The organism is Nocardioides sp. HB32, assembly GCF_054058995.1.
The window spans coordinates 3,316,299-3,342,273 of record NZ_JBSSBS010000001.1 but is presented as its reverse complement, the minus strand read 5'-3'; the positions used below and the strand labels follow the sequence as shown (position 1 = coordinate 3,342,273).

The following is a 25,975-nucleotide window of genomic DNA, read 5'->3' as shown; positions in this document are numbered from 1 at the left end:
CTCTACGGTGTGCACACCAGTGCTCGGGACGGAGGCGCCGATGGAGGGTGCGGGCGAGAACGCCGACCTGTGGCGGCTCATGCTCCAGCACTCGCCGATCGGCATGGCCGTCGTCGACCTGGGCGGCCGCCTGGTGATGGTGAACCGGGCGCTGGCGGAGATGCTCGGGTACGACGAGGCCGGGCTCTCCCGGCAGGGCTTCCAGGAGCTCACCCACGCCGACGACCTGGACGCGGACCTCGCGCTCTTCCACCAGGCGCTGGCCGGGGAGATCGACTCCTACCGGATCCGCAAGCGCTACCTGCACTCCGCGGGACACGTGGTCTGGGGGGACCTGTCGGTCGCCCTGGTGCGGACCGCGGACGGCGAGCCCCTGCACTTCATCTCCCAGATCCTCGACGTCACCGCGCAGCAGGAGTACGAGGAGCGTCTCGAGGCGGCCCGCGCGGAGCTCGAGGCGATCTTCGAGACGGTGAACGTGGGACTCCTGCTGATCGGACCGGACGGCACCTACCGGCGGATGAACAAGCGGCACGCGCAGAGCATCCACGTCCCGTTCCCCGACGGCCACGAGGGGGCGGCGGGTCAGCTCGGCCACGTGTACCACCTCGACGGCAAGACGCTGATGACGCGCGAGGAGATGCCGTCGTACCGCGCCACGCAGGGCGAGGAGTTCGACGACTACACGTACTGGGTGGGCGCTGACCCGGCGACCCGCCAGGCGTACTCGACCTCGGCCCGGCAGATGTGGGGTCCGGACGGCGAGCGGCTGGGCGCGGCGCTGGCGTACCAGCAGATCACCGAGCTGGTGCGCGCCATCCAGGTCAAGGACGAGTTCGTCGCGTCCGTCTCCCACGAGCTGCGGACGCCACTGACCTCGGTGCTCGGGCACCTGGAGCTGCTCGGGGAGCACCCCGAGCTCACCGAGCAGGTCGCGGCCCGGCTCCGCGTCGTGCAGCGCAACGCGCTCCGTCTCCAGGGGCTGTTGTCCGACCTGCTCCTCATCGGCCAGGTCGCCGACGGCACGCTGGAGCTCCAGCCCGCGCCGCTCGACCTGACCGCCGTGGTGACCGAGGCCGTCGAGGCCGCTCGCGTCTCCGCGGACCGCGGCGGCGTGGCGGTCCGCGTCGACATGCCCGAGCGGGTGCCCGTGGTGGCCGACGGGCAGCGGCTGCGGCAGGTCGTCGACAACCTGCTGTCGAACGCCGTCAAGTACAGCCGCGCCGGTGGCTCGGTCGAGGTGACCGTGCGGCAGGCGGGGGAGGGCGTCGAGCTCGACGTCACCGACACCGGCATCGGCATCGCCGAGGACGAGGTCGACCAGGTGTTCGGCCGCTTCTTCCGCGGCGGCGAGGCCGTCGCGCGACACCTGCCGGGCACCGGCCTCGGGCTGAGCATCGTCGCCTCGATCGTGGGCGCGCACGGGGGCTCGGTCGAGGTCGAGAGCGAGCTCGGCAGGGGCACGACGTTCCGCGTGACCCTGCCGGGCCCACCCGCGTCGACCTAGTGGAAGCTGCCGAGGCCCTCGCGCTCGAGCAGCATGGTCAGGCCGCCGTTCCAGAACGAGAAGCCGGCCCCGGTGATCATCGCCAGGTCCAGGTCCTCGGCCGCCGCGACGACACCCTCGTCGAGCATCCGGCGGGCCTCGTCGGCGAGGCCGGTGAGGACGCGGGTGCGCACCTCCGCCTGCCCGAGCACCATCGGGTCGGCGGGAGTCTCCAGCAGCGCCTCGACCTCGGGGTCGAGAACGCCGTCCGGGCCGTAGTACGACGACTTCCGCGCCGCCACCACGCGCTCGAGGGCGGGCGAGACGTAGAAGCGGTCCGGGAACGCTGCGTGCAGCGTCTCCACGTTGTGGAGCGCGATCGCCGGGCCCACGAGCGCGAGCAGCTGATGAGGCGGCATCGGCGCGACGCCCGCGAAGGCGCCGTCGACGACCGGCACCGGCGTGCCCTCGTCGACGATCCGGCCGACCTCGCCCATGAACCGGCCCAGCAGCCTGTTGACGATGAACGACGGGCTGTCGTTGACCAGGATCGTCGTCTTCTTCAGCGCCTTGCCGGTCGCGAACGCGGTCGCCAGCGTGGCGTCGTCGGTCCGCTCGCCCCTGACGATCTCCAGCAGCGGCATCACCGCGACCGGGTTGAAGAAGTGGAAGCCCACGACCCGCTCGGGGTGCTCGAGGTCCGCCGCCATCTCCGTGATCGAGAGCGACGAGGTGTTGGTCGCGAGGATGCACGCGGGGGAGACGGCCTTCTCGACGTCGGCGAACACCGACTTCTTGACCGACATCTCCTCGAAGACCGCCTCGATCACGAAGTCCGCGTCCCCGAAGACCTCGCCCTTGTCGACGGCGCCGGTCACGAGTGACCTGTGCCGGTTCGCCTTGTCGGCGTTGATCCTGCCCTTGGCGAGCAGCTTGTCGATCTCGGCGTGGACGTAGCCGACGCCCTTGTCGACGCGCTCCTGGTCCAGGTCGGTCAGCACGACCGGCACCTCCAGGCGGCGGACGAACAACAGCGCCAGCTGCGAGGCCATCAGGCCGGCACCGACGATCCCGACCTTGGTGACCGGGCGGGCCAGTGCCCGGTCGGGCGCACCCGCGGGCCGCTTGGCGCGCTTCTGGACGAGGTCGAAGGCGTACAGCGACGCGATCAGCTCCGGCGTGTGCGACATCGCCTCCAGGGCGTCGTCCTCCCGCGCGAAGCCGGCGTCGCGGTCGCCGTCGCGGGCCGCGTCGATCAGCTCGACGGCCTGGAGCGCCGCCGGGCTCGCGCCACCTGTCCGTGACTGCACGAGGCCCCGGGCCCGCTCGATCGCGGCGTCCCACCCGGCGCCGCGGTCGATCTCGGTGCGCTGGACGATCAGCTCGCCGCTCAGCACCGCGTCCGCCCAGAGCAGCGACTGCTCGAGGAAGTCGGCCCCGGAGAACACGGCGTCGGCGAGACCGGCCTTGTAGGCCGCCTCGCCGTTCAGCGTCCTGCCGTTGTTGAGCGGGTTCTCCAGGATCACGGTCACGGCCGCGTCGGCGCCCAGCAGGTTCGGCACCAGGAAGGCGCCGCCCCAGCCCGGGACGAGCCCGAGCATGACCTCGGGCAGCCCGAGCGCGGGCGCGCTGTCCATCACCGTGCGGTAGGTGCAGTGCAGCGCGACCTCGAGGCCGCCGCCCAGCGTGAGGCCGTTGATGAAGCCGAACGATGGCTTGCCACCCTCGCCGAGCTTGCGGAACACGTGGTGACCGAGCTCGGCGACGACGCGCACGCTGTCGGGCCCGCCGCCGGCGACCGAGGTCAGGTCGGCACCGGCCGCCAGGATGAACGGCTTGCCGGTGACCGCGACCGCGACGACCTCGTGGTCCGCGAGCGCGGCGTCGATCGCGCCGTTCAGGGCGAGCAGCGACCGCGGGCCGAACGTGTTCGGCTTCGTGTGGTCCTCGCCGTTGTCCAGCGTGATCAGGCCGAGCACGCCGGAGCGCGGGAGGCGGACCTTGCGCAGGTGCGCCTGCGTCACGCGCTCGGCGTCGGAGGAGATCTCCTGGGCGCGGGCGAGCAGCTTCTCGATCGCCATGTCAGGCCACCTCTCCGGTCCAGTGCGGGTTCTCCCAGATCACGGTGCCGCCCATTCCGATGCCGACGCACATGGTGGTCAGGCCGTAGCGCACCTCGGGGCGCTCCTCGAACGCCTTCGCGAGCTGCGTCATCAGCCGGACGCCCGAGGACGCCAGGGGGTGGCCCATCGCGATCGCGCCGCCGTACGGGTTCACCCGGGCGTCGTCGTCGGCGATGCCGAAGTGCTCCAGGAACGCCAGCACCTGCACGGCGAAGGCCTCGTTGACCTCGAAGGCGCCGATGTCGTCGATCCTCAGGCCGGCGTGCTCGAGGGCCTTCTCGGTGGCCGGGATCGGACCGGCGCCCATCACCTCGGGCTCGACGCCCACGAAGCCGTACGACACGAGCCGCATCTTGACCGGCAGGCCGAGCTCACGCGCGGTCTCCTCGTCGGCGAGCAGCGCCGCGGTCGCGCCGTCGTTAATGCCGGCGGCGTTGCCGGCGGTCACCTTGCCGTGCGGCCGGAACGGCGTCTTCAGGGTCGCGAGCGACTCCATGGTCGTGTCCGGGCGCATCGGCTCGTCGCTGACCGCCAGGCCCCAGCCGAGCTCCTCGGAGCGGGTCGCCACCGGCACCAGGTCGGGCTGGAGCTTGCCGGCGTCGTACGCCGCGGCGGTCCTCTGCTGGGACCGCACGGCGTAGGCGTCCACGCGCTCCCGGGTGATCGTCGGGTAGCGGTCGTGCAGGTTCTCGGCGGTCCTGCCCATCACGAGCGCGTCCGGGTCGACGAGCCGCTCGGACATGATCCGCGGGTTCGGGTCGACGCCCTCGCCCATCGGGTGCCGGCCCATGTGCTCGACGCCGCCGGCGATCGCGACGTCGTACGCGCCGAAGGCGATGCCGGACGCGGTGGTCGTGACCGCGGTCATCGCGCCGGCGCACATCCGGTCGATCGCGTAGCCGGGGACGCTCTGCGGCAGCCCGGACAGCAGCGCGGCGGTGCGGCCGATGGTCAGGCCCTGGTCGCCGATCTGGGTGGTGGCGGCGACCGCGACCTCGTCGACGCGCTCCGGCGGCAGCGACGGGTTGCGCCGCAGCAGCTCACGGATGCACTTGATGACGAGGTCGTCGGCACGGGTCTCGGCGTACTGGCCCTTGGCCTTGCCGAACGGCGTGCGCACGCCGTCGACGAAGACGACCTCTCGCAGCTGACGGGACACTCTGGTCTCCTTGGGGTCGGGATCGCGGTCAGGTTACCCTGCGGTAACTACGGGATCACCCGGTGCCCGTGTGACGTCGCCCTCGCCACTACGCTGTCCCGCATGCCCGACCGCCTGGTCCACATCGTCGACCACGTCCCCGAGCTCGACGACCTCTCGTCCCTGACGATGGTGCTCGTGCTCGACGGCTTCCTCGACGCGGGCAACGCCGCGAGCCGGGCCGCGCAGCACCTCGTCGACCTCTCCGACGGCCGGGTGGTGGCGACCTTCGACGTGGACGAGCTGCACGACTACCGGGCCCGCCGGCCGCCGATGTCCTTCGTGCGCGACCACTACGCGTCGTACGACGCGCCACGGCTGGTCGTGCGGCTGCTCGACGACGCCGGCGGTACGCCGTACCTGCTGCTGCAGGGGCCGGAGCCGGACACCCGGTGGGAGGCGTTCTGCCTCGCGGTGCGGGAGGTGGTGGAGCGCTTCGGCGCTTCGGCGTCACCCGCGTGGTCGGGATGGGGTCGGTCCCGATGGCGGTGCCGCACACCCGCCCGATCGCGATCACCCACCACGCCAACAACCCGGGCCTGCTCACCGGCGAGAGCCCGTGGCGCGGGGAGCTGCGGATCCCCAGCAGCGCGCAGTCCCTCCTCGAGGTCCGGCTGGGGGAGTGGGGCCACGACGCGATGGGCTTCGTCGCGCACGTGCCGCACTACCTCGCGCAGATGGACTACCCGCGCGCGTCCGCCGCGCTGCTGGAGCAGGTCGAGATCGCCGGCCGGCTCACCATCGACCTGTCCGGCCTGCGCGCCGAGGCCGAGGACCGCGAGGCGGAGATCGCCCGCTACCTGTCCGCGAACGAGGAGGTGGGCGAGATCGTCGAGGCGCTGGAGCGGCAGTACGACGCGTTCGAGCGCGCGGAGGAGAGCGGGTCCGGCCTGCTCGCCCAGGAGCAGCGGCTGCCGACCGGCGAGGAGCTCGGCAAGGAGTTCGAGCGGTTCCTCGCCGGCCTCGACGGACCGGACACGGCCGCCGAGGACGAGGACTGATGCCGCGCGACGCCGACGAGCTGCTCGCGCTGCTCGATCTCGAGACGATCGACGACGACCTGTTCCGGGGCGCCCAGATGCCGACCACGCGGCCGATCGTCTTCGGCGGCCAGGTCGCCGCGCAGGCGCTGGTCGCCGCGTCGCGGACCGTCGAGGCGCCGTACGCCGTCCACTCCCTGCACTCCTACTTCCTCCAGCCGGGCGACCCCTCGGTGCCGACGATCTACGACGTGGAGAACCTGCGCGACGGCCGGTCGTTCGTGACCCGGCGGGTGATCGCGCAGCAGCACGGTCGGCCGATCTACGCGCAGACCCTGAACTTCCACAAGCCCGAGTCCGGCTACGAGCACGAGGAGCCGATGCCCGCGGTGCCCTCGCCCGAGGAGTCGCGCCCGGTCGGCCGGCGCGCGCACGGCGAGGAGCACGCCGACGAGTGGGACGTCGCCGAGATCCGGCGGATCGACGAGCTGGAGGACGACCCCACGCGGCCGGCCCGGCAGCGCGTCTGGCTGCGGGTCTCCTCGGAGCTCCCGGAGGACCCGTTCTGGCACGCGGCGGCCTTCACCTACCTCTCCGACATGACGCTGACCGGCGCCGCGCTCTCCGCGCACGGCCTCAGCTTCGGCTCCGGCGAGGTGTTCGTGGCGTCGCTCGACCACACGATCTGGTTCCACCGGCCGTTCCGCGCCGACGACTGGTGGCTCTACGACCAGACGTCGCCCGCGGCCTCCAACGGCCGGGGCCTGGTGCTCGCCAACGTGTTCAGCCGTGGGGGCCGGCTCGTCGCCTCGGTCGCGCAGGAAGCCGTGATCCGGAAGGTGCGCTCGTGAACCCCACCGAGGAGCTTGTCCGCCTGCTCGACCTGGAGGAGCTCGACACCGACCTGTTCCGCGGTCACCAACCGGAGACGCAGCGGGCCCGCGTGTACGGGGGCCAGGTCGCCGCGCAGGCACTGGTCGCCGCCGTACGCACCGTGCCGCCCGAGTTCAGCGTCCACTCGCTGCACTCCTACTTCCTGCTCGGCGGCGACTACGGCGTCCCGATCGTCTACGACGTCGAGCGGCCGCGCGACGGCCGGTCGTTCGTCACCCGGCGCGTGGTCGCGCGGCAGCACGGCCGGCCGATCTACTACCAGTCGCTGAACTTCCAGCGCCCTGAGGAGGGCTGGGAGCACCAGGACGCGATGCCGCCGGTGGGCGCGCCCGAGACCGGCCTCGACCTGGTGGAGGTGATGCGCCAGGGCGGGAACGCCGAGGCGGACGCGCTCGGCAAGGAGTGGGGCTCGCTGGACGTGCGCTGGCTCGGCAACACCCGCTACGGGCTGGAGCCGGACGGCGGCCACGTCTCGCAGGCGCGGATGTGGATCCGGCTGCGCGAGGGCCTGCCGGACGACCCGTCGGTGCACACGGCGGCGTTCACCTACGCCAGCGACGTCAGCCTGCTCGGCTCGACCCTCGCCGCGCACGGTGGCAACCCGGCGAGGACGCAGATGGCCTCGCTGGACCACACGATCTGGTTCCACCAGCCGTTCCGCGCCGACGAGTGGTGGCTCTACGACCAGTGGTCGCCGTCCGCCCAGGGCGCACGGGGGCTGGCGTTCGGCAAGGTCTTCACCCAGGACGGCTCGCTCGTGGCGACCGTCGCCCAGGAGGGGCTGATCCGCCCGCGCCACGACGGGTACGAGGGGCCGGGTCAGGCCTAGCCGGCTCCCGCGATGCCGGCCAGGATCGTCAGGCCCGCGACGCCCAGCCCGAGGAGACCCACGACGACCGTCGCGCCGCCGAGGTGACGGGCGGTGCCGAGGGGTGCGGCGAGTGCGCGACGGGCCAGCAGCAGGGCGCCCGCGGCCAGCACCGCCTGGGCGATGCCGCTCAGGATCACGGTGTCGCTGAGCGCGCTGGAGCCGTTCCGGTTGAGCCACGCCTGCACGGCCAGCAGCCAGGTGCCGTTGCTCAGCAGGCTGAGGCCGGCGATCACCAGACCGGCGATGCCGGCCGCGGTGGGCGTGAGCCAGTCGCTCTCGGAGGGCTGCTGCGGTTCGGACATGTCTTCTCCCCGTGATCGACGCCCTGGGCCGGTGAGGCTACTCGACGTGACGCCAGAGGCACGCGCCGTCGGGGCAGGCCGCGACCAGCCACATCGAGTCCGTGGTCTGCGCGACGGAGATGACCGCGGTGGACGGCAGGCCGAGTCGCGTCCAGCGCCCCGACTCCTCGACCAGGACCTGGCCGCCGCCGGCTGGGTCGCTCACGGCGACGCCGAAGCGTCCGGCAGCGTGGCTCGTGGCGACCCGCACCGGTGCCGGGCCGGCAGGCACGGCCGGGGGACCGGCCACGGTGACGCCACCGCTCGCCGAGAGCCGCCAGGCGGCGAGGTGGTCGCCGGCGTACCCGCCGACGAGGCAGCGGCCCCCGGGGTCGCACGCGACGGAGCCGGCCTCGGCCGGGTCGTCCCCGTCGGTGGGCAGCATGGTCCTGGTCCACGGGCCGTCATCCGTCGGCGAGGTCCAGATCGCCGGCCTGGTGCGCACGCCGTCGCGGAAGGTCGTGACCGAGCCGGCGATCACGACGCCACGGCCCCGGACCGAGGCGCCGTGCGCGGCCGGCTGGGCGCCGTCGCTCGCGGCCAGCGGGCCTGACGATGGCCGGCGTAGCCAGGTCCGGTCGCCGTACTCCCAGATCGCGACGTCCAGCCCCGAGCCCTCGTCGCTGACGCGCGAGCCGACGAGCAGCGGCGGCCCGCCGGCGGGCGTGACGATGCCGACGATGCCCCCGGAGCTGGGGCCGCCGAACGTCTCGAAGTCCTGCACGTCCTCGCGCAGCCCGTCGGGCGCCGACCCCGACCAGGCCGTCCACCGGGTCATGCCGTGGGCGCCGCCCGACCGTCCGCCGATGGCGAAGAGCCGCTCGTCGGCTGCCGCGATGCCGTGCCAGACGACCCGGCGGCCGTAGTAGCTGGCCGGCGACACCGGCAGCTCGTGCACGTCGCCGCCGTCGACGTCGAGCAGGCGCGGCCCCGGGCGACCGCTGACGTCACCGTCGCTCGCGACCAGCACGGTGTCGCCGGGCCCGGCCGCCAGGAGGGCCGGCTGGAACCCACGCGGCAGCCGGACCTCCGTCCAGGCGGTCGCCGGAGCGGGGGAGTCGGCGGCCGTGCAGGCGGTCGCGAGCACCAGCCCGGCGAGCGCGAGCGGCGCGCGCCCGAGGAGCCGTCTCCTGCTCGTGGGCCACCCCCGTCGTACGTCGATGCGTCCGTCCGGCGGCGATCCTAGCGAGGGCCTGCGGGCCCGAGGCAGGATGGGAGCATGTCGGACTACAACGCCACGATCATCGAGGACTTCCGCGCGAACCACGGCCGGGTCGGCGGGGACTTCGAGGGTGCGCCGCTCCTGCTGCTGCACACCACCGGCGCACGCAGCGGGCAGGAGCGGGTCAACCCGGTGATGTACCTGCGCGACGGCGACCGGTACCTCGTGTTCGCGTCCAAGGGCGGCGCCCCCGACAACCCGGACTGGTACCACAACCTCACGGCCCACCCCGACGCCTCCATCGAGGTCGGCGACGACGTGCTCGAGGTCCGCGCGGAGGAGCTGCCCCGCGCCGAGCGCGACGAGAAGTACGCCCAGCAGGCCGCGCTCTACCCCGGCTTCGCGGACTACGAGCGCAACACCGACCGGGTGATCCCGGTGGTGGCGCTCGTCCCGCGCTGAGGCCCGCGCCGCGGGCGAGCCGATCAGCCGACGCGTGTCGCCGCACCCGCGAGATGCGGCGAGCCGTCCCGCGGGGACGAGAGCGAGAACGCGTGGCCGTCCTCGGTCGCCCGCGAGCCGAACGCCACCGTGCCGGGAAGCACGATCGGCTTCTTGAACGCCACGGCGACGGTGACCGCGTCGGGGAGCCGGTTCTCCAGCGCGCCGACGCACCGGGCCATCGACCACATGCCGTGCGCGATCTGCCGCGGGAACCCGAGTGCCTTCGCGGTCAGCGGGTAGAGGTGGATCGGGTTGTGGTCGCCGGACACCCCGGCGTACCGGCGGCCCAGGTCGCCCGGCAGCTGCCAGGTGATGCCGTGTGCGGGAGCCTCGGGGAACGTCGACCCCCCGGGCGCGTCCTGCGACCCGCGACCACGGCGCAGGAACGTCGAGGTCTCCTCCCACACCAGCTCGCCGCGCGAGTGGACCGCCGTGAGCATGTCGAAGACCTGGCCCTTGGGGTGTGCGCGCAGGTGGTCCGGCCGCGCCGTCACCTGCAGCTGCTCGGTGAGCGCGATCGGCCGGTGCTGGGTGATGGAGTTCTCCAGGTGCACCGTGCCGATCGCCGGGAACGGGAACGAGCCCGAGGTCATGATCTGCAGGTGCAGGCCGAACGCCAGCAGGTGCGGGTACGGCAGCGGCAGGGTGTCCTTGCGGGGGAACCCGCACAGGTCGGCGTACCTCCCGACGTGGCTCGCGTCGACGGGTACGTCGTGCCGCACCTCGGAGACGTCCGGGAGCCCGCCGCCGGTCCTGCGGATGCCGGGCAGCAGGTTGACGCCCGGGACGGCCGGCAGCGCGGCCTTGACCAGGGTGGGCAGCACGTCAGGCACCCAGCATCATCTGGCCGCAGACCCGGACCACGTTGCCGTTGACGGCGGTGGAGCCGGGGCTGGCGTACCAGGCGATCGTCTCGGCGACGTCGACGGGCAGGCCGCCCTGCGCCATGGCGTTCAGGCGCTGGCCGACCTCGCGGGTCGCGAACGGCACCGCCGCGGTCATCTGCGTGATGATGAAGCCCGGCGCCACCGCGTTGATCGTGATGCCGCGGTCGAGCTCGTCGGCGAGGGCGTCGACGAGGCCGATCACGCCCGCCTTGGAGGCGGCGTAGTTGGTCTGTCCCACGTTCCCCGCGATGCCGGCGATGGACGCCACCCCGACGATCGAGCCGTTGTCGTTGACCACCTTCTCGTCGAGGAGGTGGCGGGTGATCCGCTCGGGGGCGGTGAGGTTGACCGCGATCACCTGCTCGAACCGGTCACCCTGCTCCGAGCGGGCCATGTTCGCCAGCTTCCGGTCGCGGGTGATGCCGGCGTTGTGCACGACCACGTCGACCCCGCCGTGCTTCTCCCTCAGGTGCCGCGCGATCCGCTGCGGCGCGTCCTTGGCGGTGATGTCGAGCACGAGGTGGTCGCCGTCGAGCTCGGTCATCACGGCCTGGAGCTCGCTGGCCGCCTGCGGTATGTCGACGCCGACGACCGTCGCGCCGTCCCGGTGCAGCACCCGCGCGATCTGCTCGCCGATGCCGCGGCTCGCGCCGGTGACCAGCGCGACGCGGCCCTCGAGCGGGCGCAGCCAGTCACCGACCGCACCGGCGTCCTTGGAGCCGTGCGCGCCGATGCGCACCACCTGGCCCGAGACGTACGCGGACTTCGGCGAGAGCAGGAACGCGAGCGTGCTGTGCACCGCGCCCTCGGCACCCTCGGCGACGTACACGAGCTGGACGGTGCCGCCGCGGCCGATCTCCTTGCCGAGGCTGCGCGTGAAGCCCTCGAGCGCCCGCTGGGCCACCCGCTCGTCGTCCCGGGCCTGGTCCGGTGGCGTGCCGATCACGACGACCCGCGGGCAGCTGTCGAGGCGCCGGAGGAGCGGGGTGAAGAAGTCGCGCAGCTCGACGAGCTGCGCCGACGACGTCAGCCCGGTCGCGTCGAAGACCAGTCCCTTGAACGTGTCGGCACCCGCGTCGTCGGTGACGGCCGCAACGCCGAGCGAGTCGAGGATCCCGACCAGCTCGTCGGCCAGCCGTCCGCGGCCGCCGACCAGGACGGTGCCGTCCACCAGCGCCGCGCCCTCGGCGTACCGTTCGAGCCGGGCGGGCTGGGGGAGGCCCAGCAGCCTGGTCACCTGCTTGCCGATCGCGGACGCGGTGAAGCCCTGGTAGAGATCGCTCATGGTGGGTATGTAACTCCTCGTGTAACTCGGCGTCCACATTTCGTGATCTGCCCCTCATGCACTTCTCTCGTTCCCCCCGCCGAAGGAGGATGAACCCATGCCCACCCCCACATCGGACAGCACTCGCCGCGTCGCCGTCCTCGGCGGCAACCGGATCCCGTTCGCCCGCTCGAACACCGGCTACGCCGACGCCTCCAACCAGGAGATGCTCACCGCCGCGATCGACGGGCTGGTCGAGCGCTTCGGGCTCCAGGGCGAGCGGGTCGGCGAGGTCGTCGCCGGCGCGGTGCTCAAGCACGCGCGCGACTTCAACCTCACCCGCGAGTCGGTGCTGGGCTCGAAGCTCGCGCCCGAGACGCCCGCGATCGACATCCAGCAGGCGTGCGGCACCGGACTCCAGGCCGCCGTCGTGGTCGCCAACGACATCGCGCTCGGCCGGATCGACGCCGGCATCGCCGGCGGCACCGACACCACCTCGGACGCGCCGGTCGCGATCAGCGACAAGCTGCGCAAGAAGCTGATGAAGGTGAACGCCGCTCGGGACACCGCCGGCCGGATCAAGGCGCTCGGTGCCATCCGCCCCGGCGACATCGGCCTGGAGGTCCCGCAGAACGGCGAGCCGCGCACCAAGCTCTCCATGGGCGAGCACGCCGCCCTCACCGCGCTGGAGTGGGAGATCACCCGCGAGGCGCAGGACGAGCTGGCGGCCGCGTCGCACCAGCACCTCGCGGCGGCGTACGAGCGCGGCTTCCTGGACGACCAGATCACGCCGTTCCGGGGCGTCGAGCGCGACAACAACCTGCGTGCCGACTCCTCCGTGGAGAAGCTCGCCAAGCTCAGGCCGGTCTTCGGTCGCGGGGAGGCCGCGACGATGACCGCCGGCAACTCCACGCCGCTCACCGACGGCGCATCCGTCGTGCTCCTGTCCTCCGACGAGTGGGCTGAGGAGCACGGGCTCGAGGCGCTGGCGTACCTGGTCGACAGCGAGACGGCCGCGGTCGACTACGTGCACGGCAACGAGGGCCTGCTGATGGCCCCGGCCTACGCCGTCCCGCGGCTGCTCGCCCGCCACGGTCTCACGTTGCAGGACTTCGACTTCTACGAGATCCACGAGGCGTTCGCCTCGCAGGTGCTCGCGACGCTCAAGGCGTGGGAGGACCCGATCTTCTGCAAGGAGCGCCTCGGCCTGGACGCCCCGCTCGGCTCGATCGACCGCTCGAAGCTGAACGTCAACGGCTCCTCGCTCGCCGCGGGCCACCCGTTCGCCGCCACCGGCGGCCGGATCCTCAACGTCGCCGCGAAGCTGCTCGCCGAGAAGGGCTCCGGTCGGGCCCTCATCTCGATCTGCGCCGCTGGCGGCCAGGGCGTCGTGGCGATCCTGGAGCGGTGAGGTCGAGTCAGCGCTCGGCCAGCGCCACTGCGGAGGCGACCAGGTAGTCGCGGACCTGCTCCGGGGAGATCTGGCCGACGGTGGGGATGCCGGGCGCGGCCTCCTTGACGAGGATGCCGACCCGGGCGAGCTGCAGCGCGCCGAGGCCGCTGGCGTAGAGCGTGTTCGCGAGCAGGACCGGGTCCTCGATGCGGAACTCGCCGGCCTCGACGCCGTCCTCGAGCACCTGGGTGAGAAGCGCCAGGCACGAGGAGATGCCGCGGCCGAGCCGGAACAGCGCGCTCTCGGACATCTCGTCGAGCAGGTCGGGGCCGGTGCGCCGCATCAGCGTCTGGGCGCAGTCCACGAACGCCGGGTGCGCGACCCCGTAGTCGACGAACGCCCCGACCATCGCGGTCAGGCGCTGCTCGGCGTCCTCGCTCGATGCCGATGCCTCGGTCAGCGCGACCCGCAGCTCGTCGAGGTACTCGACCAGCGTGAGCGCGAAGAGCTCCTCCTTGCCGGTGAAGTGCCGGTACACGATCGCCCGGTTGATCCCCACCGCTCTCGCGATGTCCTCGATCTGGGCGTCCCGGACGCCGCGCTCGTCGAACAGCGCGCGGGTCGCGGCGATGATGTCCTTCTCCCGCGCCCGGCGCCGGGCGGCAGCGGCGGTACGCCGGCCGTCGGTCTCGGAGGTGCTCACCGGAGAATCGTACGGCTGTGCAACTGTCAGTTGCACGGGTGTGACGGAGTCCGCGTGCATACTGCTGCGATGGGAGTGCGCCGCTCCTCGACCGTCGCCGTCGCCGGGCTGCTCGCGCTCCCGGTGCTGATGGTCGGCTGCAGCAGCGGCGAGCCCGACCGACCGGCCCCTGTCGCGCGCGCCACCGGCCTCCCGCACGGGTCGCTCGACCAGCACGACTACGACGCTGCGGTCGCCGCCGCCACGGACGCGCTCGGGGCCGACGACACGATCAGTCGTGCGACCGCGACGGTCCAGACCGGACACGTGGGCGCCTCGAACACCGGTCATCCGTGCCGTTCCGAGCGCCGCCTCGAGGTCGCCCTGGTGGGCGACTTCCCCCACATCGTGACGACCGGGACCGTCGCCGGTGGCGACACGACCGTGCGTGAGGTCGACCTCACTGTCGACCCGCAGTCCGGCGAGACCTGCGTGATCTCGGTCCGGACCGCGGCAGCGAGGCCACCTGCCGGAGCGGCCGTCCTCGACCTCGGCTGACCGGCCCGGGCCGCCGCTCAGCCGGTCCGGCGGCCGACCAGGAGGTAGGCCAGCGGGCCGAACGGCTGGACGACGAACGAGAGCACCCACAGCGACTTGCGGCCACGCACCTCGCCGGCCGGTCGCCGCGCGAGGTCACGGCTCGCGGCCGTGGTGAGCACAAGCTCCGCGATCCCACCGGCGATGATCAGCCGCTGCTGCCGCTGGGTGAGGTCGCGCCAGCGCTTCTTCTCCCGTGCCATGCCTCGAGCCTAGGTTCCCGCGAGAAACCCGCGCACCGTGTCGACCGCTGGCGACCAGTCCGTCATCAACCGCCCACACTGGTCTGCAATTCGGCCACTGCGACCTTAGGTCCGGACGCAAGCTGCGAGCGACCCGCCGGCGCGGGGACCGGTCCCTAGAAGTGGCAAGTGGCGGTGACGCGTCCGCTCGGCGTCACCACGAGCTCTCCGGTGGCCTCGAAGCACGGAATGGTCGCCCTGACCGCGGTGTCGAAGCTGTAGCCGTCCGGCAGCCAGCCCCGGGCGACCACGGTCGTGCGTCCGCTGTCGGAGACCACGATCGTGCAGTCGGCGGGGAAGAACTCGTCGACGCCGGGGACGTCTCCCGGCTCGAAGAAGCACTCCTGCTCACCACTGTGGGTGACGTCGGCCGCCGCCGCCGACGGGGACGCGGTCAGGACTACGGACGCCGACGCACCGGCGAGGGCCGATGCGGCGACGAGCGCCAGGCGAGTGTGGGTCTTGGTGCCGATCATGGGGGCCTCCGAGGGACGCGTTGAATCGGGTTCCGCCGAGCGTCGGACCGAGTGGGGATGGGCCCCGCGGCGATCCGGCGGGCGACTTCCACTGCCCCGACGACGCTCCTCCCCGCGACCTGCTGAGTCAACGACACCGGGCAGAAATGACCCGCAAATGGCCTGAAAGTATGGAGGGTAGAGCGGCCGGCTCGGCCGACGCGAGAGCGCCGGATCGCGAGATCCACCGCCGGCCCGGATGCTGTGGCGCGAGGCGGGCCTCGACGGCGTGGACGGGGTGAACCAGTCCACGCTGCGTCGGTGGCGCGACAGGCCATGCCGGTGGCGCGACAGGTGGTGGGTCGAGCACCGGGAGGAGCCGGGCATCGCCAGTCCGGGTGACGGCCGACCTCAGCATCGAGCCCGGCGGACAACTCGCCCAGATTGCACGAGATGTTGCTGCGCTGGTCGTACTCGGCTAGCCGCCGGGTAGGTACGACAGCACGCTGTGGATCGTGTCGATCTCGGAGACCGGCTTGTCGTCGCGGTAGCGCACCACCCGCGCGAACCGCAGCGCCACGCCACCGGGGTAGCGCGTCGAGCGCTGGACGCCGTCGAACGCGATCTCCACCACCTGCTCGGGGCGGACGGTGACGACGTAGCCGTCGGTCGGACCGACGGCGAGCTCGGTGAAGCGCTCGGTCTGCCAGGCGAGCATCTCGTCGGTCATGCCCTTGAAGGTCTTGCCGAGCATCACGAACCCGCCGGTGGCGGGGTCGAGGGCGCCGAGGTGGATGTTGGAGAGCCAGCCCTGCCGCCGCCCGGAGCCCCACTCGATCGCGAGCACGACCAGGTCGAGGGTGTGCACGGGCTTGACCTTGATCCAGGCGGAGCCGCGGCGGCCGGCGTCGTACGGCGCCTGGAGGTCCTTCACCACCACGCCCTCGTGGCCGGAGCCGAGGGTGTCGCGGAGGAACGACTCGGCCTCGTCGGACGAGGCGGTGACCAGCCGGGGGACGCGGTAGCGCTCCGGCACGAGGCGCTCGAGCGCGGCTGCCCGCTCGGAGGCGGGGGCGTCGAGCAGGTCCCGGCCGTCGAGGTGCAGCACGTCGAAGAAGTACGGCGTGACCGCGATCCCTTCGCCCATCGCGGTCCGCGACGCGGTCTCCTGGAACGGCCGCGGCCGACCGGCCTCGTCGAGCGCCAGCGCCTCACCGTCCAGCACGAACGACGTGGCCGGCAGCGCCAGCGCCACCTCGACGACCTCGGGCAGCCGCGCCGTGATGTCCTCCAGCGACCGGGTGGCGACGAGCACCTCGGACCCGGACCGGTGCACCTGGATGCGGATGCCGTCGAGCTTCTGGTCGACCGCGACCGGTGCGCCCGACCCGGCCTTCGCCAGGGCAGCCGGCACGTCCGGAGCGCTGGACGCCAGCATCGGCAGCACCGGTCGGAGCACCTCCAGCCCGACCTCGCCGAGCGCGTCGACACCGGCGAACGCCGCCCGGGCTACCGCCACCGTGGACCCCCCGAGCATCGCGGCCCGGCGCACGGCCCTGAGCGGCACGTCGGCTGCCACCGCCAGGCCCTCCTGGACGAGCGAGTCGAGCGCGCCCTGCCGCACCGCGCCGGTCACGACGCCGCGCAGCCACTGCTGCTCCTCGCCCGTCGCCCGGCGGAGCAGGTCCGCGACCGCCGCTGCCCGCGCCGCCTGAGACCCGGCGCCGGACAGCGCCGCGAGCCGGTCGAACGCCTCGTGCACCTCCACGACGGTGAGCGTCGGCTCGGGAGCGTGCGCCGGCAGGGACGCCAGTCCGCGCCACCCGAGCCCGGTGCGCCGCTGGCGGAGCGTGCCCCCGACGTACGCCGTCACGGTCTCGAGCTCGTCGGGCGAGGCGCGGGCGAGCAGCTCGGCGATGGCCGCGACCTTGGCCTTGCGGGACCGGGTCGCGGCGACGGTGCCGGAGGTGGTGACGACGTCCGCGAGGAGCACGCCCCCATTCAAGGGCACGGCGCCGACAGTAGGGTCGCGCCGTGGGCCGCAAGCAGCGCATCCTCGTGGACGCCGAGCACGCGTTGGAGGCGTTGCTCCGCCGCCGGAAGCGGCGTCGACCGCCCGAGAGCTTCCGGATCGAGGCGTACGGCGGCCACGGCGGCCCGGAGGGTGTCGTGGTCCGCGGCCGGGTGCTCGACAACCCGGCGCCCGCGGCGGCGGTCGAGGGCGAGGGGATCGGGGCGGCGGTACGCCGCAGCCTCGGCCAGTTCGCGACCGACGAGCTCGCCGCCGTACCCCTGCGGGTCGCGGTCGGCGACGCGGTCGCCGACGTGGAGACCGACCGCGAGGGCTACTTCCGGGTCGAGCTGCGCCCGTCCAGGCTGGGTGAGCCGTGGGAGCGCGGCCTGGTCGAGCTGCGCGCGGCGTACCGCGGCCTGGAGCCGGGGTTCCGCACGACGACGGCGATCCGGGTGCCGGGCCCCGACGCCCGGTTCGGGGTCGTCTCGGACGTCGACGACACGATCGTGGAGACCGGGGTGCAGCGCCTGGGGGAGATGCTGCTGCAGACGTTCGCCGGGTCCGAGCTGACCCGCACGCCGTTCGAGGGCGCCCCCGACCTGTACCGCGACCTGGCCGACGGCGACCGCAACCCGGTCTTCTACGTGTCGTCGAGCCCGTGGAACCTGCACTCGTTCCTCAGCGGGTTCCTGCGCCACCGGGACTTCCCGATCGGGCCGTTGCTGCTGCGCGACCTGATCGGCGATCACGACGGCCGGGCCCGCAAGCACGAGCGGATCGAGGAGATCCTGCGGCTGCACCCGCAGCTGTCGTTCGTGCTGATCGGCGACTCGGGGGAGAAGGACCCCGCTATCTACGCCGACATCGTGCGGGCGCACCCCGGCCGGGTCAGCGCCGTCTACATCCGGGAGGTGCGTCTCGACCCGGGCGACGGCCGCGTCGAGCAGGTGACCGACGCCTGGGACGCCGACGTGCCGTTCGTGCTGGCCGCCGACAGCGACGCCGTACGCCGGCACGCCGCCTCGATCGGGCTGCTGTGACGAGGCTGCTGCTCGCGGTCGACGCGCCCTCGCTGCTGCACCGCAACCACCACGCCCGCGCCGAGTCCGGGCTGCTCGACCGCGGCGGCCGGCCCGCGTGGGCGCTGCACGGCATGCTCCGGCAGATCCTGGAGGCGATCGACCAGTTCGCGCCGGACGCCGTGCTGTTCGGCCTCGACGATCGCCGGACGTCGATCCGGGAGACGGCGTACCCCGCCTACAAGGCGGGCCGCGCGGAGAAGGACCCGGCCCTCGTCGACCAGCTCGAGCGGGCCGCCGCCCTCCTCGACGCGCTCGGCATGCTCACCGTGACGCCGGCGGGACTGGAGGCCGACGACGTGAACGCCTCCGCGGCCACCTGGGCCGAGGAGCACGGGTGGAGCTGCGTGCTCGTCACCTCCGACCGCGACGCGTTCGCGCACATCAGCGGGTCGACCCAGGTGCTGCGGCTGATCAGCGGCGGCATCAACGGCTCGCCGCTGCTCAACCCGGCGCGGCTGCGGGCGATGTACGGCATCGCCGCCGAGCACTACCTGGAGTACGCCGCCCTGCGCGGCGACGCCAGCGACAACCTGCCCGGTGTGCCCGGGATCGGCGAGAAGATCGCGCCGTTCCTGCTGTCCGAGATGGGCTCGATGCGGGCTGTCTGGGCGGACATCGACCACTGCGGCGGCGCGACCCTGGTGGCGACGCTGGACTCCTACTGCGCGGAGGTCGGCCGCCCGCGCATCGGTGCCTCCGTCCTGAAGAAGCTCGCCACGCCCGCGGCCCGGGAGCGGTTCGAGTTCAACCTGTCGATGATGTCGGGCCGCACGGACCTCGACCTCGGGCTGACCCCGGACCTGCCGGGCAGCCCCGGCCTGCTGCCCCTCGACCCGGACCGGATCGCCCAGGTGGTCGGCTACCTCGGCGTGCCCGCGACGACGGACCTGGCGATGCGGGTGCTCACCAGCCGGCCGGCAAGCTGGTGAAGTCCGGCTCCCGGCCCTCCGCGAACGCGGTCAGGGCCTCGAGGTTCGCCGGCCCGCCCATCAGCTCCGCGAACGCCGCGTTCTCCCGCTCGCGCGCCGCCGCGATGCCGGGCCGCAGCGGCTCGGTCATCGTCCGCTTCACGGCGACCAGCGACGAGATCGGCCTGGCCGCCAGGAGCTCGGCGTGCCGCCGCGCCTCGGGCAGCAGGTCGTCGGGCTCGCAGACCTTCCAGACGAGGCCCATCTCCCGTGCCTCCTGCGCAGAGATCCACTCGGCCGACAGCAGCACCCACGCGGCGGCCTGACGGCCGACCAGCCGCGGCAGCAGGTACGACGAGGCCGCCTCGGGCGCCACGCCCAGGCTGGTGAACGGGCACTTGAGCCGGGCCGTGGTCGACATGAAAGCGAGGTCCGCGAAGCCGAGGATCGTCGTACCGATGCCGAGGCCGACGCCGTTCACTGCGCAGACGAGCGGCTTCGGGAAGTCCGCGAGCGCGTCGACCAGCCCGACGAACCCGTGCTCGCCGGGCACGAACGCGGGGTCGGTCGCGCGGGCGTGCATCTCGAGCAGGTCGGTGCCGGCGCTGAAGCCGCGCCCGTTCCCGGTCAGCAGCACCACGGCGACGTCGGGGTCGTCCGCAGCCGCGCGCAGCGCCTCCGTGGTCGCGTCGTAGAGCTCCTCGTTGAACGCGTTGAGCGCCTCCGGACGGTCCAGGGTCAGCGTCCGGACCCGGGCCCGGTCCTCGATCTGCAGGGTCATGCCGCCTATCCTCGCGGACGTGGACGGTCGGGTGCGGGAGTGGCGTCCGGACTGGCCCTGCCCGGTCGGCGCCACCCTCGCGACCCACCGCCGCGGGAGCGGCGACCCGACGTATCGCATCGTCGGCGATCAGCACTGGCGCGGCATCGGCACCCCGGCGGGTCCGGCCACGCTCCTCGTGGAGCCCCTCACCAGCGCGGGCGTCGTGCGCGCCGAGGCCTGGGGGCCCGGCGCCGAGTGGGTCCTCGAGTCGGTCCCCGAGCTCCTCGGCGCCGGCGACGACACGACCGGCTTCGACGCGGACCGCCACCCGCTCGTCGCGGAGGCCTGGCGTCGGTACTCGCACTGGCGGATCGGCCGCACCGGTCTGGTCATGGAGGCGCTGACCCCGGCGGTCATCGAGCAGAAGGTGACCGGCCAAGAGGCGTTCGCGGGGTTCCGGATGCTCGTGCACCGGTACGGCGAACGGGCACCCGGCCCGGGCCGCGAGCTGAAGCTCTGGGTGCAGCCCGACGCCGCCACGATCCGCCGGGTCCCCTCCTGGGAGTGGCTGCGGATGCACGTCGACCCGGCCCGCTCGCGCACCCTCGTCGGCGCCGCCCGGGTGGCGGAGTCGCTCGAGCGCACCGTCGGGCTGCCGGGCGACGAGGTCGAGCGCCGGCTGACCAGCCTTCCCGGCATCGGCGCCTGGACGGCCGCCGAGGTGCGCCAGCGCGCCCACGGTGACGCCGACGCGGTGAGCTTCGGCGACTACCACGTGGCGAAGGACCTCGGCTGGGCCGTGGCCGGCCGGGACTTCGACGACGCCGAGATGGCGGAGTTCCTGGAGCCGTGGCGACCGCACCGCGGCCGGGTCCCGGTGCTGCTCGCCTTGGCCGCCGGGCGGCGCCCGCGGCACGGCGCGCGGATGGCGCCGCGCACCCACCTGCCCGCCCGCGTCACGAGGACCTGATGGACCTGACCCCGCTGCGCACGGCCACGCCCGACGAGGCGGCCGCGTTCTTCGCCGACGCCGATGCCGAGGCCCTGGTCGCCGCCGTCACCGGCACCCCGGACGAGGAGCTGCTCGAGCTGATCGGCCGCGACGGGATCCGGCCGGTGGCGATCGAGGGGATCCTCGCGCGGCTGCACGAGTACGCCGTACCGGAGCGGCTCGCCGCTCTGCACGGTACGGTCCGCATCGACCTGGAGCGCCGCGGGAAGCTGCTCGAGAGCCACGTCCTCCGGTTCGCGGGCGGCACCATCGAGCTCACCCGGGCCGACCCGGTCGACGTCGTGCTCCGGACCAGCATCCTGCGGTTCGTCCGGCTCGTGAGCGGCGAGCTCAACGCCGGGCTGGAGTACCTCTCCGGCAAGCTCGACATCGAGGGCGACGCGACGCTCGCGCTGGCGGTCGGCGGCATCTTCCGCGTGCCCGGCAGCGACGTCGTCGCCGTCGACCCGACCGCGCTCGACCCGGTCGACGTGGCGACCGTCCTCGAGGACGCACCGCGCGAGCACCTCGAGAAGGTGATGGCGTCGGGGTTCCGGCCGGTCGTGCTCGGCGAGATCTTCCGGCGCCTGCCCGAGTACGTCGACCAGCACCGGGCCCGCGGCGTCGAGCTGGCCGTGGCCTTCCGGCTGCTCGGCAACCCGTCCGGCGAGGTCGAGCGCTACGTCGTCCGCGTCTCCGACGGGGTCGCGACCGTGACCGAGGGCGAGGAGGGCGAGGAGCGCGACGCCACCGTGACGTGCCAGGCGCACGACTACCTGCGCCTCGCGACCGGCCACCTCAACCCGCTGACCGGCGTGCTCAAGGGACAGCTCAAGGTGAAGGGCGACCGGACCAAGGCGCTCAGGCTCAGCTCGGTGATCGACATCCCGCAGCCGCGCTGACCCTTGACGGCCCGCCACCGGCTGGGTTTGCTCGGGCCATGGGAAGCCCTACGGTCCAGCCGGGCGAGATGCGCCTGGAGGTGGTCGTCGTACCGGTCTCGGACGTCGACCGCGCGAAGAACTTCTACGAGGGCCTCGGGTGGCGCCTCGACGCCGACCTGACGGTCGAAGACGGGTACCACGTGGTGCAGCTGACGCCTCCGGGCTCCGGGTGCTCGATCATCTTCGGCGAGGGGGTCACGACCGCCCCGCCGGGGTCCTACCAGGGCCTCCAGCTGTCGGTGTACGACATCGACGCGGCGAAGGCGGACCTCGAGTCCAGGGGCGTCGAGGTGACCGGCCCGTTCCACGACGCGACCGGGATCTTCCACCACGCCGGCATGGCCGGCCGCGTCGACGGTCCGGCCCCCGACCACGCCGACTACGGCTCCTTCCTAGCGTTCAGCGACCCCGACGGCAACGGGTGGCTGTGCCAGGAGATCCGCACCCGGCTCCCGGGGCGGTGACCACGATGACGACGTCGTACGACTCGGTCGCCGACCTCGCCGACGCCCTGCGGCGCGCAGCCGCCGCGCACGGTGAGCACGAGGCACGCACCGGCGAGGCGGACGCGAACTGGCCGGACTGGTACGCGCTGTACATGGTGCGCGAGCGCGCTGGCGAAGAGCTGCCGACCTAGGCATTCAGTCCTGCGACAGCAGCTGCGACACCAGGACGAGGTCAGCGCCATGGAGAAGGCAGCAGGGGTCTGACGGACGGAGCGGCGGTGCTCCCGAGCCGGGGACCGCCGCTCCGACCTCTCACCAGTCGTGGTGGTGGTGCCTGAGCGGCTGCAGCTCGTGCGCGACCACGTAGCTCCCGACGCCGAGGCCCAGCGCCTTGCCCTGACGGTCCGCGTTGCGGAAGTGCAGGCCGGCCCAGATGCGGGCCTCGACGATCTCGGCGAGCACCTGCGAGAAGCTGTCGAAGCTTCGGACGGTCACGTCCCCTGGCTGCAGGAACGCCGAGATGCTCGTGATCGAGAAGCCGCCGTCGACCCTGTCGCCGAAGTACTTCCACAGGACGCGGACGTTGGCACCGTCGAGGCAGAGGTGCCCCGAAGGGTGCTCGGGGTACGGCGCCGCGATCAGCGGTGCCCAGTCCGGATCCGGGGTGGTGGCCGGGTTGCCGTCCTCCGCGGCGCGCTGGATGGCGTTCCAGGGACGCCAGAAGTCCCAGTGGTACTTGTCGTTCCAGCAGCTGATCGCCGCGTCGCCCGCGCTGAGGTTCTGCAGGGCGAGGAGCCGCGCCGTGTCCAGCGCGTCGAGCCCGTGGCGCATCGAGAGCTCGCGGCCGACCTCGTTCCAGCTCCGGACCGGCGTGCTCTGCCACCAACGGGCGATGTAGGTCTGGGTCGTCGTCCGAGTGGTGCTCTCGAGCGCACCGATCTGCTTGACCTCGTTGAACTCAGCCGCATACCTGGCGGTGTCGAGCCCGAGCGGGCCTCGGGTGCGGAACTGCGAGGCCGACTTCAGGACGAACGGCTGCACCCCGCCGACCCACGGCGTGGGGTCCAGGACCGGCAGCCCGGTGGCCGGGTCCGTCAACGGCGACCAGTGCCCGGGGGCGTCGTTGGGAACCCACTGCGAGGGTCCGAACCTACCGTCGCCCGTGCGGGCCGCGATCATGGCCGCGGCGGCGGCCTCGCCGGCGGCGATCCCCGCCTTCTCGGCCCAGCCGTCGGGAACGTCGGCGAGCGCGTCGGCGTACTGCGTCGCCAGTGTGCTGAGCATGGTGGTCCGCGTGGCCTCCGGGAGGTTGGGCACGCCGGCCAGGATGTTGTGGAGCACGCCCGCGCTGGCAGCTGCCACCGCGGCGTCCTCCGAGGCCCACCTCGGGTAGCGCTTCACCAGCAGGTACGGCCGGAAGTGCCGGTGACCGATCGCGTTGACCGCGTCGAAGACCGCACCCTGGACCATGGCCATGTGGACGGCCGCGGCGGGCGGAGCCCCACCGGCGGGGCCGGGCAGGCTGATCAGCGTGTTGACCGCGATCTCGTCCCACGCTCTGACCGCATCGCCGCTGGCGCTGCTCCCGTGGTCGTGGTCCGTGACGGCCTGGGCGGACGACGCCGACACGCTCGTGAGGGCGAGCGCCGCTGCAGTCATCACCCCGACAAACATCCTGCTCGATCTCATCGCTCCTCCTAGGGGAGTGACGAGGACGCGACGGCCCGAGGTGCGCCCTCCGGGTGGTGTCGATCCTTCCCAGTGAAGCCCACGACGACCCGAGCGCGCATCACACCGGTTGACGAGATCGGGACTAGGGCAGGAACGCGCGGGTCAGCGCCGCGTCGAAGGCACGGCCCGGCAGCAGCCGGCGTGCCGCGGGATGACCCGTGCCCCCTTGCCGGACGCGTAGCGGGTGCGCGGACGCGAGGCCGTCGGGCCTTCACGATCGTCCGCGCCGAGGTCGTGGGGCCACTGGACATCAGCCGGATGCGAATGCCGCGGAGGGGAGCGCAGCGTTCCAGGCCGCTGGGCCGGGTCAGGCGTGGGTGGCGAGGAACGCGGAAACCGTCTGGTCTGCGACGGTCAGGTCGACCGGTGCGGTCGGTGGTTCGTTGTGGCTCCGCTGCAGCACGTAGTCGGTCACGTCGTCGTTGAGGCAGCTGTCGGGCGGGCAGCCAGCGAGTCAGTGCCCCACTAGACCGGTCAGCAGTGGCGCTCGCATCCGGCGTCGACAGGTGCACGCTCATCGGCTCCGGTAAAGGCTCGCAGTCTCGGACCGCGAATAGGGACACACTCAGTCAGAGCAGCGGCCGCAGGGGCGCGAGGATCGCCTCGGTGAACTTGCGGTGCAGGTCCCGCGCCTCCCACTCGCCGTGGGTGAGCTCGAGGCAGTTCGACTCGTCGGTGCGGAAGATCTCCTCGAGGTTGGCCGCGAAGGCCTCGTCGATCACCTCGATGTTGATCTCGTAATTGCCCTGGAGGCTGAGGCGGTCGACGTTCGCCGTGCCGACCGTCGACCAGGTGCCGTCGATCGTGGAGGTCTTCGCGTGCACCATGGCGTCGCGGAACCGGAAGATCCGCACCCCGGCGTTCAGCAGCTGCGTGAAGTAGCCGCGGGAGATCCAGTCCGCGACGATGTGGTTCGACTTCAGCGGCAGCAGCAGGCGTACGTCGACCCCGCGCCCGGCCGCGTCCTTGATCGCGTCGACGAAGTCCTGATCGGGGCAGAAGTAGGCAGCCGTCAGCCAGATGTTGGTCGACGCGCGGTTGATCGCCTCGATGTACATCGACCGGATGGGGAACATCCACAGCCGCGGCACGTTGCGGTGGAACCGGATCCGCGGCTCCCAGGTGGACGCGGTCTCGAGCAGCAACGGCCGCTCCGACGTCCCGATCCGGCGCCGCCGGTTGAGGTTCCAGAAGTCCGCGAACGCGCGCTTGAGGTCCCAGACGCCCGGGCCGGTGATGCGCACGTGCGTGTCGCGCCACTCGGTGGCGTACGCCGACCCGACGTTGTAGCCGCCGACGAACCCGACCGCGTCGTCGACGACCAGGATCTTGCGGTGGTCGCGGCCGTAGCGAGCGAGGTCGAAGAACTTCCAGCCGGCCGGGTAGACCGGGTAGCGCAGGACCTTCATCGTCGGCGGGAACCGCTTGAACCGCGGCGAGACGACGAGGTTCGCGAACCCGTCGTAGATGACGTAGACCTCGACGCCCCGGTCGGCAGCCGCGGAGAGCGCCGCCTTGAACCGCTCGCCGACCTCGTCGCCCTTCCAGATGTAGGTCTCGAAGAGGATCTGCCGCTGTGCCTGCTCGATGGCGCCGAGCATGGCGTCGTAGAGGTCGCGGCCGTAGGTGTACGTCGTGAGCGTGCCCTCGCCGACCTCGACCTCGTGCGGCGCCGTGACGGGGAACGGCCGCGGCTTCTTGCCGCGGCGGCGGTAGGAGTCGACCAGCGACATCCCGATCGCCAGCGCGAGCTGGACGCCGAAGACGGCCATCAGCGTGCGGCGGAGGATTCGGATCACCCGCGCGGACGGCGAAGGCGTGCGGCGGGTCACGGAGACAATCTAGCCAGACGAGAGGAGCCCCCGCCGGTCGGCGGGGGCCCCTCTGACGACGCTGCCGGTCACTCCTCCGAGTAGGTGACCACGACCGGGATGTTGGTCTTGGGCACGCACAGCGCCCAGATCTTCGTCTTGAAGGGGTGCTGCACGCCGTCGAACTGGACCGACCGGGGCCAGGA

At 72.7% G+C, this 25,975-nt stretch carries 26 protein-coding genes and 1 pseudogene; 14 read left to right on the top strand and 13 right to left on the bottom strand.

The genetic code is table 11. The features are described from left to right. Positions 1-19: 19 nt before the first annotated feature. Positions 20-1,507, top strand: coding sequence for an ATP-binding protein (locus tag ACVW2K_RS16920; RefSeq protein ID WP_457203308.1), 1,488 nt, complete (start codon positions 20-22; stop codon positions 1,505-1,507). Here ACVW2K_RS16920 and ACVW2K_RS16915 read toward each other — a convergent pair. Then, a complete protein-coding gene (locus tag ACVW2K_RS16915; protein WP_457203307.1) occupies positions 1,504-3,567 on the bottom strand; it encodes a 3-hydroxyacyl-CoA dehydrogenase NAD-binding domain-containing protein in 2,064 nt (687 codons plus the stop codon). The genes ACVW2K_RS16920 and ACVW2K_RS16915 overlap by 4 nt on opposite strands. A 1-nt stretch (position 3,568) precedes the next feature. Then, positions 3,569-4,768 (bottom strand): thiolase family protein, encoded by a 1,200-nt coding sequence (locus ACVW2K_RS16910; RefSeq protein ID WP_028638090.1) that lies wholly within the window; start codon positions 4,766-4,768, stop codon positions 3,569-3,571. A 102-nt stretch (positions 4,769-4,870) separates the two neighbouring features. On the opposite strand from ACVW2K_RS16910, the pseudogene ACVW2K_RS16905 reads away from it, so the two are divergent. The 4 genes and pseudogenes from ACVW2K_RS16905 to ACVW2K_RS16890 all read left to right on the top strand — a co-directional run. Beyond that, positions 4,871-5,215: pseudogene (locus tag ACVW2K_RS16905) on the top strand (PAC2 family protein); the annotation flags it as partial. Between the two features lie 74 nt (positions 5,216-5,289). Beyond that, positions 5,290-5,808: a PAC2 family protein gene (locus tag ACVW2K_RS16900; RefSeq protein WP_457203306.1), complete on the top strand. Its 519-nt coding sequence runs from the start codon at positions 5,290-5,292 to the stop codon at positions 5,806-5,808. Next, positions 5,808-6,638 carry an acyl-CoA thioesterase gene (locus tag ACVW2K_RS16895; RefSeq protein WP_457203305.1) on the top strand — a complete coding sequence of 277 codons (831 nt, stop codon included), beginning with the start codon at positions 5,808-5,810 and terminating at the stop codon, positions 6,636-6,638. Before ACVW2K_RS16900 ends, ACVW2K_RS16895 begins: the two co-directional genes overlap by 1 nt. Next, the gene (locus ACVW2K_RS16890; RefSeq protein WP_036570752.1) at positions 6,635-7,510 is read left to right on the top strand and encodes an acyl-CoA thioesterase; all 876 of its coding nucleotides are present in this window, start codon (positions 6,635-6,637) and stop codon (positions 7,508-7,510) included. Before ACVW2K_RS16895 ends, ACVW2K_RS16890 begins: the two co-directional genes overlap by 4 nt. On the opposite strand, the gene ACVW2K_RS16885 is transcribed toward ACVW2K_RS16890, so the two are convergent. Further along, a complete protein-coding gene (locus ACVW2K_RS16885) occupies positions 7,507-7,854 on the bottom strand; it encodes a hypothetical protein (protein ID WP_457203304.1) in 348 nt (115 codons plus the stop codon). The genes ACVW2K_RS16890 and ACVW2K_RS16885 overlap by 4 nt on opposite strands. A 37-nt stretch (positions 7,855-7,891) precedes the next feature. Then, positions 7,892-8,980 (bottom strand): hypothetical protein, encoded by a 1,089-nt coding sequence (locus ACVW2K_RS16880; protein WP_457203303.1) that lies wholly within the window; start codon positions 8,978-8,980, stop codon positions 7,892-7,894. Between the two features lie 132 nt (positions 8,981-9,112). On the opposite strand from ACVW2K_RS16880, the gene ACVW2K_RS16875 reads away from it, so the two are divergent. Beyond that, a complete protein-coding gene (locus ACVW2K_RS16875; RefSeq protein ID WP_028638094.1) occupies positions 9,113-9,517 on the top strand; it encodes a nitroreductase family deazaflavin-dependent oxidoreductase in 405 nt (134 codons plus the stop codon). Positions 9,518-9,540: 23 nt separating this feature from the next. Here ACVW2K_RS16875 and ACVW2K_RS16870 read toward each other — a convergent pair whose 3' ends face one another. Further along, positions 9,541-10,392, bottom strand: a complete 852-nt coding sequence (locus ACVW2K_RS16870; protein ID WP_457203302.1) for a MaoC family dehydratase — start codon at positions 10,390-10,392, stop codon at positions 9,541-9,543. After that, positions 10,385-11,731 (bottom strand): 3-oxoacyl-ACP reductase, encoded by a 1,347-nt coding sequence (locus ACVW2K_RS16865; protein ID WP_457203301.1) that lies wholly within the window; start codon positions 11,729-11,731, stop codon positions 10,385-10,387. Before ACVW2K_RS16865 ends, ACVW2K_RS16870 begins: the two co-directional genes overlap by 8 nt. A gap of 97 nt (positions 11,732-11,828) precedes the next feature. Between ACVW2K_RS16865 and ACVW2K_RS16860 the strand changes: the two genes are divergently transcribed. Continuing rightward, positions 11,829-13,121 (top strand): acetyl-CoA C-acetyltransferase, encoded by a 1,293-nt coding sequence (locus ACVW2K_RS16860; protein WP_457203300.1) that lies wholly within the window; start codon positions 11,829-11,831, stop codon positions 13,119-13,121. Between the two features lie 7 nt (positions 13,122-13,128). Here ACVW2K_RS16860 and ACVW2K_RS16855 read toward each other — a convergent pair whose 3' ends face one another. After that, complete coding sequence (locus ACVW2K_RS16855; RefSeq protein WP_028638098.1) at positions 13,129-13,806, bottom strand: TetR/AcrR family transcriptional regulator; 678 nt, start codon at positions 13,804-13,806, stop codon at positions 13,129-13,131. A gap of 69 nt (positions 13,807-13,875) precedes the next feature. On the opposite strand from ACVW2K_RS16855, the gene ACVW2K_RS16850 reads away from it, so the two are divergent. Beyond that, a complete protein-coding gene (locus ACVW2K_RS16850) occupies positions 13,876-14,343 on the top strand; it encodes a hypothetical protein (protein WP_457203299.1) in 468 nt (155 codons plus the stop codon). A 17-nt stretch (positions 14,344-14,360) separates the two neighbouring features. On the opposite strand, the gene ACVW2K_RS16845 is transcribed toward ACVW2K_RS16850, so the two are convergent. The 3 genes from ACVW2K_RS16845 to ACVW2K_RS16835 all read right to left on the bottom strand — a co-directional run bounded on the left by ACVW2K_RS16845 (position 14,361) and on the right by ACVW2K_RS16835 (position 17,090). Further along, positions 14,361-14,585, bottom strand: coding sequence for a PLDc N-terminal domain-containing protein (locus tag ACVW2K_RS16845; protein ID WP_028638100.1), 225 nt, complete (start codon positions 14,583-14,585; stop codon positions 14,361-14,363). Positions 14,586-14,740: 155 nt separating this feature from the next. Beyond that, on the bottom strand, positions 14,741-15,100 hold the full coding sequence (locus ACVW2K_RS16840; RefSeq protein WP_028638101.1) for a hypothetical protein: 360 nt from the start codon (positions 15,098-15,100) through the stop codon (positions 14,741-14,743). Between the two features lie 457 nt (positions 15,101-15,557). Continuing rightward, positions 15,558-17,090, bottom strand: coding sequence for an ATP-dependent DNA ligase (locus tag ACVW2K_RS16835; RefSeq protein ID WP_457203298.1), 1,533 nt, complete (start codon positions 17,088-17,090; stop codon positions 15,558-15,560). Positions 17,091-17,113: 23 nt separating this feature from the next. On the opposite strand from ACVW2K_RS16835, the gene ACVW2K_RS16830 reads away from it, so the two are divergent. Then, positions 17,114-18,133, top strand: a complete 1,020-nt coding sequence (locus ACVW2K_RS16830; protein WP_457203297.1) for an App1 family protein — start codon at positions 17,114-17,116, stop codon at positions 18,131-18,133. Further along, entirely contained in the window at positions 18,130-19,104 is a 975-nt protein-coding gene (locus tag ACVW2K_RS16825; protein WP_028638103.1) for a 5'-3' exonuclease, read from the top strand. The genes ACVW2K_RS16830 and ACVW2K_RS16825 overlap by 4 nt, the downstream gene beginning before the upstream one ends. Here ACVW2K_RS16825 and ACVW2K_RS16820 read toward each other — a convergent pair. Then, complete coding sequence (locus tag ACVW2K_RS16820; RefSeq protein ID WP_457203296.1) at positions 19,079-19,864, bottom strand: enoyl-CoA hydratase/isomerase family protein; 786 nt, start codon at positions 19,862-19,864, stop codon at positions 19,079-19,081. The two genes, ACVW2K_RS16825 and ACVW2K_RS16820, sit on opposite strands and share 26 nt — an antisense overlap. Before the next feature lie 19 nt (positions 19,865-19,883). Here ACVW2K_RS16820 and ACVW2K_RS16815 point away from each other — a divergent pair, with 19 nt between their 5' ends. Genes ACVW2K_RS16815 through ACVW2K_RS16800 form a run of 4 tightly spaced genes read left to right on the top strand, consistent with a single transcriptional unit; the run spans position 19,884 to position 22,418 of the window. Beyond that, positions 19,884-20,816, top strand: a complete 933-nt coding sequence (locus ACVW2K_RS16815; protein WP_457203295.1) for a DNA-3-methyladenine glycosylase family protein — start codon at positions 19,884-19,886, stop codon at positions 20,814-20,816. Further along, positions 20,816-21,739, top strand: a complete 924-nt coding sequence (locus tag ACVW2K_RS16810; protein WP_457203294.1) for an SCP2 sterol-binding domain-containing protein — start codon at positions 20,816-20,818, stop codon at positions 21,737-21,739. Before ACVW2K_RS16815 ends, ACVW2K_RS16810 begins: the two co-directional genes overlap by 1 nt. 38 nt (positions 21,740-21,777) lie before the next feature. Continuing rightward, positions 21,778-22,245 carry a VOC family protein gene (locus ACVW2K_RS16805; RefSeq protein ID WP_457203293.1) on the top strand — a complete coding sequence of 156 codons (468 nt, stop codon included), beginning with the start codon at positions 21,778-21,780 and terminating at the stop codon, positions 22,243-22,245. Positions 22,246-22,250: 5 nt separating this feature from the next. After that, entirely contained in the window at positions 22,251-22,418 is a 168-nt protein-coding gene (locus tag ACVW2K_RS16800; protein WP_457203292.1) for a hypothetical protein, read from the top strand. A 121-nt stretch (positions 22,419-22,539) separates the two neighbouring features. Here the strand turns inward: ACVW2K_RS16800 and ACVW2K_RS16795 are convergent, their stop codons facing one another. Together ACVW2K_RS16795 and ACVW2K_RS16790 are read right to left on the bottom strand one after the other, a co-directional pair. After that, complete coding sequence (locus ACVW2K_RS16795; protein ID WP_457203291.1) at positions 22,540-23,886, bottom strand: vanadium-dependent haloperoxidase; 1,347 nt, start codon at positions 23,884-23,886, stop codon at positions 22,540-22,542. A 641-nt stretch (positions 23,887-24,527) separates the two neighbouring features. Further along, a complete protein-coding gene (locus tag ACVW2K_RS16790) occupies positions 24,528-25,790 on the bottom strand; it encodes a phospholipase D-like domain-containing protein (RefSeq protein WP_036570764.1) in 1,263 nt (420 codons plus the stop codon). Positions 25,791-25,975 lie beyond the last annotated feature (185 nt).

Excerpts from the sequence above, each read along its gene's own strand:
- ACVW2K_RS16805 (WP_457203293.1), top strand. The coding sequence starts at position 21,778 with ATGGGAAGCCCTACGGTCCAGCCGGGCGAGATGCGCCTGGAGGTGGTC.
- ACVW2K_RS16840 (WP_028638101.1), bottom strand. The coding sequence starts at position 15,100 with ATGATCGGCACCAAGACCCACACTCGCCTGGCGCTCGTCGCCGCATCG.
- ACVW2K_RS16795 (WP_457203291.1), bottom strand. The coding sequence starts at position 23,886 with ATGACTGCAGCGGCGCTCGCCCTCACGAGCGTGTCGGCGTCGTCCGCC.
- ACVW2K_RS16850 (WP_457203299.1), top strand. The coding sequence starts at position 13,876 with ATGGGAGTGCGCCGCTCCTCGACCGTCGCCGTCGCCGGGCTGCTCGCG.
- ACVW2K_RS16845 (WP_028638100.1), bottom strand. The coding sequence starts at position 14,585 with ATGGCACGGGAGAAGAAGCGCTGGCGCGACCTCACCCAGCGGCAGCAG.
- ACVW2K_RS16895 (WP_457203305.1), top strand. The coding sequence starts at position 5,808 with ATGCCGCGCGACGCCGACGAGCTGCTCGCGCTGCTCGATCTCGAGACG.
- ACVW2K_RS16900 (WP_457203306.1), top strand. The coding sequence starts at position 5,290 with ATGGCGGTGCCGCACACCCGCCCGATCGCGATCACCCACCACGCCAAC.
- ACVW2K_RS16860 (WP_457203300.1), top strand. The coding sequence starts at position 11,829 with ATGCCCACCCCCACATCGGACAGCACTCGCCGCGTCGCCGTCCTCGGC.
- ACVW2K_RS16800 (WP_457203292.1), top strand. The coding sequence starts at position 22,251 with ATGACGACGTCGTACGACTCGGTCGCCGACCTCGCCGACGCCCTGCGG.
- ACVW2K_RS16915 (WP_457203307.1), bottom strand. The coding sequence starts at position 3,567 with ATGGCGATCGAGAAGCTGCTCGCCCGCGCCCAGGAGATCTCCTCCGAC.
- ACVW2K_RS16885 (WP_457203304.1), bottom strand. The coding sequence starts at position 7,854 with ATGTCCGAACCGCAGCAGCCCTCCGAGAGCGACTGGCTCACGCCCACC.
- ACVW2K_RS16865 (WP_457203301.1), bottom strand. The coding sequence starts at position 11,731 with ATGAGCGATCTCTACCAGGGCTTCACCGCGTCCGCGATCGGCAAGCAG.
- ACVW2K_RS16820 (WP_457203296.1), bottom strand. The coding sequence starts at position 19,864 with ATGACCCTGCAGATCGAGGACCGGGCCCGGGTCCGGACGCTGACCCTG.
- ACVW2K_RS16875 (WP_028638094.1), top strand. The coding sequence starts at position 9,113 with ATGTCGGACTACAACGCCACGATCATCGAGGACTTCCGCGCGAACCAC.
- ACVW2K_RS16810 (WP_457203294.1), top strand. The coding sequence starts at position 20,816 with ATGGACCTGACCCCGCTGCGCACGGCCACGCCCGACGAGGCGGCCGCG.